This window comes from Lishizhenia sp. (genome assembly GCF_033720595.1).
Taxonomy (GTDB): Bacteria; Bacteroidota; Bacteroidia; order Flavobacteriales_D; family Crocinitomicaceae; genus Lishizhenia.
Window position 1 is genome coordinate 1 of the sequence record NZ_JAWWCF010000102.1, and the last position, 10,906, is coordinate 10,906.

A 10,906-nucleotide genomic window follows, 5' to 3' on the forward strand; every position below is an offset into this window, starting at 1 on the left:
CACCTAGTCCAAACAAGGCGTAATCATATTTTACAGGATCCGTTTTATCGAATTTCCTCAAATTGGTCATAAGCTCTTCCAGTGCGGTCCAATCGTTCTGTTTTCTTTTTAATAAACCAAGTTTTCGGGCAACATTCCCGGTGTGAACATCAAGTGGAAGCATGAGTTCTGAAGAGGGGATGGAATCCCAAACTCCGAAATCTACTCCTTGGTTATCCTTTCTTACCATCCACCTTAGATACATGTTAATGCGTTTCGCCGCACTTTTTTTAGCAGGATTAGATAAATGTTTTTCACTTCTCTTTTCGTGCTCCGTACTCAACATCGCATCGCGAAAATTTATGATTCTCCCCATTGCTCCGGGGTAATCATTGTGCGATTTAAACACGGCTTCTAGTCCACCCAAATTGCGGTAAATATTTTGAAGTGCTCGAAAGAAAAAATCCAGATCTACTTTGTTAAAGGTTCGATGAACAAAGTCAAACTCCTCAATTTGAGAAGGTGTGTAATTCAGGATGAAATCATGAGGCTCTTGCCGCATAATTTCCATCATTTTATTTCCGTTTTTTATAATGGAGGTCCTGTTTCCCCAAGCGATTGTCGAAACGAGAAGTCCGCTAATCTCAATGTCCTCTTTTTGGGAAAATTGATGTGGGATTTGTATAGGATCCGTACCGATAAAGTCAGCAGCATTGTACGCTTTGAACTTAAAGTCTAAAAGTTCTTTAATCTCAGTTTTATTCACTTTCTGTAGCTGTTACAGGTTCGCTATTTACAATTAATCCGTCCGACATAACTAATTTTCTATCGGCCATATTTGCCAAGTTTTCATTGTGAGTTACTATCACAAAAGTTTGACCAAATTCATCTCTTAATTGAAAGAAGAGCTTGTGTAATTCTTCAGAATTTTTTGAATCTAAATTCCCCGAAGGTTCGTCAGCGAAAATCACTTTGGGCTGATTAATCAAAGCTCTAGCTACTGCTATACGTTGCTGTTCACCGCCAGAAAGCGCATCGGGTTTGTTGTCGTTTCTATTTTCAATATTTAAAAACTTAAAGATTTCTTTGGCTATTTTTTCAGCTTCAGCTTTGTTGGTTCCTTTTATTAAGGCAGGCATTATTGCGTTTTCTAAAGCTGTAAACTCTGGTAAAAGTTGATGAAATTGGAAAATGAAACCCAATTGTTCATTTCTAAATTTGGCAAGTGATTTTTGGGTTAATTTAAAGGGATTCACGCCACCTATTTCAAGGCTTCCTTGATCTGGTTTTTCAAGGGTTCCAAGAATTTGAAGTAGTGTAGTTTTTCCAGCTCCTGATGAACCAACTATACTAACCACCTCACTTTTTGATATGTTTAAATCAATTCCTTTTAGAACTTCTAAATTACCGTAAGATTTAATAATTCCTTGCGCTTTTAACATGGAAACAAACTTAATGATTTTTAAGGAGCTCTTGAGTTGAGCACCTTCCATTTTTATGTGGGAAAATCTCCTATTTAGTTAAAGGTTTATCTCTCCTGCTCCCTGACGTAAAATTTCAGGTTCGCTACCTGTACAATCAACAACGGTAGTGGCTTCTAATTTACCCATTCCGCCATCAATGATGTAATCTACTTTTTCATCCCAACGTTGGTAGATTTCATAAGGATCTGTAAAGTATTCCATTAAAACATCATCATCGTCATGTAGGGAAGTAGTGGCAATTGGGTTACCTAATTCCTTTACAATAGCCAAAATGATTTCATTGTTAGGAATACGAATACCGATTTCTTTACGGTTCGTTCCAAAGAGTCGAGAAACATCGTTGGTAGCGTTCATTACAAAAGTAAAGGGACCTGGCAAAGAACTTTTAAGTAACTTAAATGTTGGTCTGTCTATTTGCTTGACGTAATTAGAAACATCACTCAAGTCACTGCAAATAATGGAAAATTGAGATTTTTTTAGTTTAACATTTTTAAACTCAGCCAATTTGTCCAAACCCTTTTTACTCTCGAGGTCGCACCCCATGGCATAAACAGAATCGGTAGGATAGATGATAACTTCTCCTTGGCGAAGCTTGTTTACACAATCTTTTATAATACGTTGATCGATGTTGTATGGGTTTATTTCTATAAGCATGCTGTAGTGTTTAAAGCTAAGGTAAGGAAAAAATAGTAGGATGTTCAGACTATTGGTTTCCTATTTTATTGAGTATCCGCAATTTTAGGGTTGAACAAAGCAGGAACTTCCTCAGTCATTTAACACTTTCATTCCATTAATATAATTCGGACGCATCCAATCTTCTTCATAGTCGATATCAGATTTAGGGGCTAAAAGCGCATAGGAAACTCCTTTGTCCTTTAGTTCTTTAGTGGTTAAATCAAAAAGCTTTTCGGTGCTCCAAGGTTTATTCTCAAAAATGAAATCGTGCATAGAACGCATCGCTAATAAATAGTAGCCTCCATCTAAGGCTGGACCTATAACTACTTCATGCTCATCTAATAATTCTTCTGCGCGGAGTACATCTTCTTCATTTATTTCGGCACAGTCTGTTCCTATGATGATAACTTTAGAGATACCTTGCTTAAAACTTTCTCGAAACGCATGTTTCATTTTATCGCCTAAATCTCCTTCTACTTGAAGTCTTTTTTCAAAATTATTCTTACTCCAGCGGTCTTCTCCTTCTATATTCCAGGCATAATAGACATGTTTTGGGAAAGGCAGTTTATCTGTAAATTCTATGGTGTAATCCAAAAGTTGTTCATAGATTTCTAAAGCCTTGTCGTCGCCAACCGTAGCGGCTAAACGCGTTTTTACCTTTCCTTTTTCTACGTTCTTTGTAAATAGAAGCAATACGCTACTCTTCCTCATATACTTTTGGTGCTTTTTTTACCCAACGTCCCCAAAATTTGTTGTAGGCGTGGACTTTTCTCGTTGTTTTTCCAGATTTATCTTTCATAGGTCTAGCTTGATCGGCCCATAGAAAAATTCCTCCGTATAAATTATAAACATTGTGGTAGCCCTTTTGAGCTAGTTTTTCGGCAATATTCTGACTTCTCACACCAATAGAACAATACACAATGACGATTGCATTGGTGTCAATTCCCTTGAGAGCAGACCATGAGAAATTATCGTAGCCCGTGTAGATAGCTCCTGGTAAATGACTTACGTTGTATTCTTCTCGTTCTCTTGTATCTAAAAAAAACACGTCATTGGAATCTAATAAATCTTGGGCAGAGTCTTGCGATATGGTAGGGAAGTGGTATTTCTTCTCTATCATGGTTTTGAAGTCGGGGTCAATTTCATTTTGACCCCAGACTAAAACTCCGATTAAGGAAAATAGTATCAATAATGCCTGTTTCATTCTAATTAAGTTGTTGCTCCTTGACAACTAGAACCTGCTCCAGCTGTACAACCGTAACAGTGTTGGCCAAGAATAATATTTCTATCTGCCAGTAAGTCTTCATCAAATTCACTGATGTGACGTGACTTTGAAGCTACCTTCAATTGTAACATTTGGTTGAAGTCACAGTCGTACAAATTACCTTGCCAGTCTACAGAAATCGTGTTTTTACACATTACATTTTCTGCGGCAACAGGGTTGTATGCGTTCACTAATTTATCCATATACTCCTCGTATCTTCCAGCTGCTAAAATGAAGTCTAGAAAACGTGAAATTGGAAGGTTTGTAATCGTGTAAAGGTTGTTGAAGCTAATATTCCAATCTTCTTTTAACCTTACTTTGTAGTCGTTTTCTAAAGATTTTTGCTCAGGTGGTAAACTTGGACCTCCTGGGTTGTAAACAAGGTGTAAGTTCAATCCAGAATCAGCCATTCCGTATCCCAATTCATTCAATACCTTTAAGGCTTCAATCGAACGGTTAAATACTCCAGAACCTCTTTGTTTATCTACGTTGTCTTGTGTATAACAAGGCATAGATGCAATCACCTCCACACCGTGGTCTTTAAAGAATTGCGGGTAGGTTCTGAATTTTTTGTTCGAAACTAATATGGTAAGGTTACTACGAACTATCGTCTGTACATTTCTTTTGGTAAGTTCTTCTACAAACCAAATGAAATGAGGGTTCATCTCTGGAGCACCTCCTGTTAAATCAACAGTTTTTACGTCGGTTTTGTCTATGGCCTTTAGAATATCCTCCATGGTTTCTTTGGTCATAATCTCCTTACGTGTTGGACCTGCATCTACGTGACAGTGTTCACAGGTTAAATCACACATGTAACCAACATTTACTTGTAAGATCTCTAATTTAGTGGGGCGTAAAGGAAACTGGTTGTGTTCTTTTAATTTATCAGAAAAGCGTGTACCGTGTAGTTTGTCTTTTTCCAAGAGTTGAATTTGGTTTGGCGCTTTGGCCAAATAACTATCTCGTCTTTGTAAGGATTGTAATTTCTCTTTTTTTTCTGTTGAAGTGCTCATATCTCTATGCGTTGATGTTCCAATTATAGCTTAAGTATTCTACTTTAGCGGTTGATTTAATTTTTATTTTGCTGTATTTATTCAAGTAGTTAATGATGCTACCCGCAGAAGCGAAATCATCTTTGTACCACTTAAAAATTTCTGAAATCTGAATTTTATCTGCCGTAATTTTATTGCGCTTACTATCGTTGATAAATAGCTTGGCCTGTGTATTTAACTGCGTTTCCAAAGTACTTGCTTCGTAGGCTTTATTGAGTAGGATAGGACAAGAGTAAGAGGCGCAATTTACTGCAAAGTGTATACGTGGGTCTTTAAATTTTGCACGTAATTTTTGATGTTCGATGTTGTTGAGTGATAAAGTTTCTCCTCCTATTTTTATCCATTTGTAATCCCAAGCGCTTTGCTCACCATATTTAATATCAGTTATGCTTTTCAAAGGGTAGTGCTTGAGCATCATTTTTAGAGTGTACGCGTTATAGGCATTTATCCAATATGCTTTTACTGCGTTGTCTGTCCATTTGTCTGTGGGAGCTGATGTCTCTAGCGTTTTGAGGTATGCGTCGAGTTGACCCATATCTTTTTTTATCGCGGCATAATCTACATTTCCTGCCGCACTTACATGTTTACTCAATAGTTTTGTAAGGGGTGCATGACTGGGTTGTGCCCAGCTAGCCGTTGCGATGCAAATAATTAATAGGGTAAGTAATTTTTTCATGTTTTGTTTGTATGACTTGTTTAATTAGTCGCAATAACTTTGCCTTGCTTACAATAGCCAAGAAAGTTAACAATTTTCCTAAGCTGTTGTTCTAATATACCAACGTTTCAACCCTTGTTTTGGATGTTGTTTTAGGCATTTATTTGAAGAATCGTTTTTCTTGTATGAGCTTTCTTCCTGATTTAATGGAGGTTTCGAACCTGAAATTTTTTCGAAAAAAATCAAAAATAGGTATGAGGGCGAGTTGTTTTGAGCGATGTATTTTCAAACAGGTATAGAAGCGATAGCTTTGCTTTGTGGCTGGCCAGCAGTACTTGGCGCAGTAAAATGCCCTAAGAAATTTTATGGCGCTTTAGTAATGTGGTGAGCCAAAAAGTAAACTACAAGCGGATAGACCGGCAGTTTGCCAAATTTTTCTCTTCTTATAATTGGGGCAATTTTACGGGCTGTACATTTTAGTCCACCCTCCAAATATCAAGTAGCTTTTACCGCTTCAAATTCACTTCCGGTGGTCGTAAACTATTAGCGTAAGCTACTAAATATTTGGTTTGCGGCGCTGCCATTTCCATCCCTATTGCAGGGGTTCGTTTGCTTGCTTTTTCTTCTTTTTAAAATCTATAGCTGTCGTAAAATTGTTGGTCACTACTTTTCCTTGTTCTTCTTGGTGTTCTACCTCTGTATATCTTGGGTCATCCTGAAAAGCCACCTTGCGCATACGATTTACCTCTATGGTGTGGTAGCCAAATTCTTCACTAACCACGCCTTTGAATTTGTAAATACCCTTGCCTTGAAAAGGATACTTTTTGCCTACAAAAGGGAAGTGGACGGTGTCTAGCATTTCACCATTTATGTCCATAAAAGTACCAAAGTACATGTAGTCTTTGTTTACCGTTTTAGAGCGTTTCAGGGTAATGAGATAACCGAAACTAATAACGGTTTGGCCCAGGTGTTTAGAGAGTTTTTCGGCGGTGACATGGGGAGGGATATTCTCCTTAGATAAGTTAAATGGATTAATCAAAGGAAAACCTATGAGTTCCATCTGTTCGAAACTAGCTTCGTAGGGGGCTTCTTGTAACTCGGGTAGCGTAAATTGTTTTTGAGGCGGGTAGAACAGTACGGGCTCTCTATGGTTTTGTTTATTGGTGTTGTGGTAAAAGTGCGAGCGCCAAAGCAACTCTTTTTTCCCTTCTTTAAAGTCGCGCAAGGCGCCAATGCGTATGATAAGGTTAAGTTGTTCGAGCGGAATGTGTACGCGGTTAATTAAATCGTCGAAATTTTCAAAGCTTCTGCGTTGACGTTCGAGCATTATTTTGTGTAGTACTTTGTGCTCACAACCATGTACCAAATTAAACCCCAAATAAAGGGTGTCTCCCTGTATAGAACTTTGCCAAGAGCCTTTGTTGATGGACGGTGCTTCTATTTTAGCCCCCAACATACGCGCTTCATGTACATAGGTCTCGGTGCGGTAATAGCCTCCAAAATTGTTGATGGTGGCCAACATGTATTCTAGCGGGTAATAGGCTTTTAAGTACAAACTTTGAAAACTCTCTACGGCGTAAGAAGCGGAGTGCCCTTTGGCAAAGGCATAGCCTGCAAAGCTTTCTATTTGTCGCCAAATTTCTGCCACATCTTTTTCTACATAACCCTTGTTTTTACAGTTGTCAAAAAACTTGTCTTTCACCTGTAGAAACTCTTCTCTAGATCTGTATTTGCCCGACATACCTCTGCGTAGTACATCAGCTTCTCCCAGGGTGAGTCCGCCAAAATGATGGGCAACTTTAATTACATCTTCTTGGTAAACCATAATGCCATAGGTTTCGGGCATAATTTGCAGCATTACCGGGTGGGCTTCTTTTCTTCTTTCTGGGTTTTTATGACGCAATATATATTCGCGCATCATACCCGATTGGGCAACACCCGGACGTATAATAGAGCTGGCCGCCACCAATTCTAAATAACTTTTCACCTCTAGCTTTATCATCAACATGCGCATGGCTGGAGATTCTACGTAGAAACAACCCAAAGCTTGTGCCTTCATGAGCATTTCTTTGATTTTTGGGTCTTCCTTAAAATGGGCCACATCTCTAATGTCGTGCGGTGGGTTATGGGGTTGATTTTGATGGATGATATCTATACAGTCTTTAATTTTTCCTAACCCACGTTGACTCAAAATATCAAACTTGTATAAACCAACGTCTTCAGCTTCGAGCATAGAAAATTGAGTAGTTGGAAAACCTTTGGGGGGCATAAAGCAGGCGCTGTACCAACTTGTGGGGCGTTCGCTAATAATAATACCACCAGCGTGTATGCTCAGGTGAGAAGGGAGTCCTTCTATAAATTTGCTGTATTTCAATACTAAGCGCCCCATTTCATCTACCTGACGGAGGTTTTTTCCGTTACTTAACTGATCGATATCTGCCTTGGGCAAACCAAATACTTTTCCCAATTCGCGTACGGTAGCTTTGTATTGAAAGGTATTGTAAGTACACAATAATGCTGCGTTAGGGAAGCGTTCAAAGATGTATTGGGTAACATCATCTCTATCTTTCCAAGAAAAATCTATATCGAAATCGGGAGGAGTTTTTCTATAGAGGTTAATGAAGCGTTCAAAATAGAGGTCTAATTCAAGCGGATCTACATCGGTTATTTTTAACAAGTAAGCGACAATGCTGTTGGCACCGCTTCCTCTACCTACATAGAAATAACCTTTGTTTCTGGCGTAATTGATAATGTCCCAGGAAATAAGAAAATAGGAAAGGTATTCCTTCTCGCGTATGATTTCTATTTCTTTTTCTACACGTGTTGTAATGGCGGGCGTAATTTCATTATAACGTTCATTCATGCCTTTGGCGCAGAGTTTTTTCACCAACTCGTAATCTTCCTGGCAAGAGCCTGTATAGCTTTTTAGATTTTGAGATTCTACTTCATCACCAAACTTGAAATGTATGCTACAACTTTGTGCTATTTCTTCGGTGTTGGCAATAATTTCTGGGTACTCCGCGAAGCTTTGGTAGAGTTCTGCTTTACTTATAAAAAGATCGTCGGCATTTGCTTGTTCTGAAACGGGTAGGGCAGAGAGCAGACAGTTGTTTTCTATGGCGCGTAAGAGTCTGTGTGCGTTAAAATCACGCTTGTTAGCAAAGCTCATGGAGTGCAGGATTACTGTCTTATCCGTGTGTTTTAATTTCTTCCAGTTGTAGTCTTGTAGGGTCTTTTTAGAAACACCTATCCACTCATTCGGACCTAATTTTTTGGGCGCTTTTTGCCAAGGGTAAATGGTGATGCAATTACTTAAGTAGGGAGCTAAAGCAGGGAATTCCAATTCTTTTTGAAGATGTTCAGAAACAAAGGTGTTAAGTTCATGAAAGCCTCTGTTGTTGGTGGCCAAAATCACGTAGCATTGCTCCATGCCGTTGCGCACATCTATCCCCACAGCTGCATTGAACTCTTTTTCTTGAGCATACCTGCTTAAGCTCAAAGCCGCCGTTGAGGTATTGATGTCTGTAATAAAAGCACAGGTGTAGCCAGCCTCTTTGTAGAAGTCAACAATGCATTCGGGAGATTTTAAACCGTAGCGTAAACTATATTTACTGTGCGTATTGAACATAAATTAAACGCGTCTATTGGCTAATAACATGGGTGGTTCTCCTTTGAAAGGGTTGTATCTGCCTATGGTACGGGCTTCTAAACCGGAGGCTCTTACTAAACTTCTATCGCCGTATCTATCGCGTATAGTATCCATGGCGCTGTATAAATCGGCGAGTTTACTGTTTTCATTGAATAAACTTATCTGGTGGTTTCCGTTTACTAAATGACTCAAGCGTATACCTATTAAGCGCACCAATACTCTACGGGTATAGAGTTTTTTAAAGAGTTCCAAAACCAACGGAATGATGTCGTGATCAGCTGCGGTGTAGGGAATTTTTTTCTGTACACTTTGAGTTTGAAAATCTGAATAGCGAATTTTTACGGTAACACACGCACATACTTTTTCAGCTCTACGCAGTTGAAAGCTTAAATTCTCAGCCATGGCGGTGAGGATAGCTGTTAGTTTTTGTATGTCTATGGTGTCTCTATCAAAAGTGCGCTCTGTAGAAATGGATTTTCTTTCGTTGTACTGCACTACAGGACTGTTGTCTATACCGTTCGCTTTGGTCCATATCATTTTCCCATTTTTCCCCAAGGCACTCTCCATCATTTCTATAGGCATATCCTGTAAAGTTTGAATTTTACGTATGCCCAGATTACAGAGTGTTTGGTAGGTTTTTAGTCCTACCATAGGGATTTTACGTACAGAGAGGGGACTTAAAAATACGCGTTCTGTACCTCTGGAAACCTGCATTTGATTGTTGGGTTTTGCTTCTCCGGTAGCAATTTTAGAAACCGTCTTATTGGGGGATAGACCAAAGGAAATGGGGAGTCCCGTTTCTCGCATAATGCGTTGGCGCAGTTCTGAGCTGTATTTTAAGCATCCAAAAAACTTATCCATCCCCGTAAGGTCCATGTAGAATTCATCTACGGAAGTTTTCTCGTACACGGGAGCGGCTTCTTTGATGATTTCAGTTACCATATTTGAGTACTTGGTATAAGTCGTACTGTTTCCTTTAATAATAATGGCATCTGGACATCTTTCTCTGGCCATTTTCATGGGCATGGCAGAGTGTATACCAAATAGGCGAGCTTCGTAGCTACAAGAAGCTACAACACCTCTATCACTGGTTCCTCCAATCAAGATTGGTTTGCCCACGAGTCGGCTGTCAATCAGGCGTTCACAGGACACAAAAAAGGTGTCCAAATCCATGTGAACAATGGCTCTGTTATCACTATTCATACTCCAAAATTTAGTGCATAGCAAGCTATAGCCATATTTCTATGTTGCTGATGCTGAGTTGATACGTCCTTTTAAAGGACAACTAAAAAATGAGAAGTTGAATGCTTCTATTACCTGTAGAATTAGGTAGAAGAAGTTTGCTTTATTCTCCCTTCGTCATCTTTACAAATTTATTAAAAAATACAATCTTGATTAAATTTAAATCTAAATAATGATTAAAAATTAATCATTTGTAAAGAGAGTGAATGAGAACGTAAACTATTTATGTTTAAAAAAAAGGGGGCTTTTTAGATTTCAACAATCATTAGACAAACATCATCAACCTGTTCGTTGCTGCCTTTCCAGGTTTGGAAAGAAGTGCTTAATTCTTGGAGAAGAACATCTACACTTTTGGCACCGTATGCAAAGACGAGGTTACGCATTTGATTTAGCTTAAATTTCTTGTTTTTAGGACCTCCAAATTGGTCTTCGAAACCATCTGAAGAAAGCATGATTTTATCACCTTTTTGCAATTGGAATTCAACCAATTTAAAGTTAGAGCTAACATTAGATTTACCAATACCTTTACGGTTTCCTTTGATTTCTAGTATGTTTAAACCATTCTTGCCGCTGAAATTCATTTCCGTAGGAATACGATTTAAGAAAGAGCTGGTTTCGTTAAATACCCAACAGTTAAGGTAGGCTCCACTAAATTGAAGTTGCAAGGTGTTTACATCAAGTCTACACAAGGCGATATCCATACCATCATGTATTTCTTCATTCTCACTAGCTAATACCTGTGGAACTTCGATGTTCAAGTGGTCCAAAATAACATTGGTATCTGTTAACTTTAATTCGTGTAAACACTTGTTGAGAACAGAAGAAGCCACTAAACTTACCATAGCCCCTGGTACTCCGTGCCCTGTACAATCTGCTACACCAAAATATACGTAGTTGCCAATTTTC

Annotated in this window: 10 protein-coding genes; all 10 read right to left on the reverse strand. The window is 38.7% G+C overall.

Annotated elements, in window-relative coordinates; translation table 11 throughout:
- Nucleotides 1-745, reverse strand: a 745-nt coding sequence (locus R3333_RS08570; RefSeq protein ID WP_318958374.1) for a TIGR02757 family protein, incomplete at its 3' end; no start/stop codon positions are given.
- Entirely contained in the window at nt 738-1,421 is a 684-nt protein-coding gene (locus tag R3333_RS08575) for an ABC transporter ATP-binding protein (RefSeq protein ID WP_318958375.1), read from the reverse strand. The genes R3333_RS08570 and R3333_RS08575, both read right to left, overlap by 8 nt.
- A gap of 78 nt (nt 1,422-1,499) precedes the next feature.
- Nucleotides 1,500-2,117, reverse strand: a complete 618-nt coding sequence (locus tag R3333_RS08580) for an L-threonylcarbamoyladenylate synthase (protein ID WP_318958376.1) — start codon at nt 2,115-2,117, stop codon at nt 1,500-1,502.
- A 111-nt stretch (nt 2,118-2,228) separates the two neighbouring features.
- Nucleotides 2,229-2,849 carry a TIGR04282 family arsenosugar biosynthesis glycosyltransferase gene (locus tag R3333_RS08585; RefSeq protein ID WP_318958377.1) on the reverse strand — a complete coding sequence of 207 codons (621 nt, stop codon included), beginning with the start codon at nt 2,847-2,849 and terminating at the stop codon, nt 2,229-2,231.
- Nucleotides 2,836-3,342, reverse strand: a complete 507-nt coding sequence (locus R3333_RS08590; protein ID WP_318958378.1) for a rhodanese-like domain-containing protein — start codon at nt 3,340-3,342, stop codon at nt 2,836-2,838. The genes R3333_RS08585 and R3333_RS08590 overlap by 14 nt, the downstream gene beginning before the upstream one ends.
- Nucleotides 3,343-3,347: 5 nt before the next feature.
- Nucleotides 3,348-4,415, reverse strand: coding sequence for an arsenosugar biosynthesis radical SAM (seleno)protein ArsS (gene arsS, locus R3333_RS08595; protein ID WP_318958379.1), 1,068 nt, complete (start codon nt 4,413-4,415; stop codon nt 3,348-3,350).
- Nucleotides 4,416-4,419: 4 nt separating this feature from the next.
- Nucleotides 4,420-5,130, reverse strand: coding sequence for a DUF547 domain-containing protein (locus tag R3333_RS08600; protein ID WP_318958380.1), 711 nt, complete (start codon nt 5,128-5,130; stop codon nt 4,420-4,422).
- A 571-nt stretch (nt 5,131-5,701) separates the two neighbouring features.
- Nucleotides 5,702-8,737, reverse strand: a complete 3,036-nt coding sequence (locus R3333_RS08605; RefSeq protein ID WP_318958381.1) for a DNA polymerase III subunit alpha — start codon at nt 8,735-8,737, stop codon at nt 5,702-5,704.
- A 3-nt stretch (nt 8,738-8,740) separates the two neighbouring features.
- Nucleotides 8,741-9,961, reverse strand: a complete 1,221-nt coding sequence (dinB, locus tag R3333_RS08610; protein ID WP_318958382.1) for a DNA polymerase IV — start codon at nt 9,959-9,961, stop codon at nt 8,741-8,743.
- 287 nt (nt 9,962-10,248) lie between these two features.
- A partial coding sequence (locus tag R3333_RS08615) for a PP2C family protein-serine/threonine phosphatase (protein ID WP_318958383.1) occupies nt 10,249-10,906 on the reverse strand: 658 nt, incomplete at its 5' end.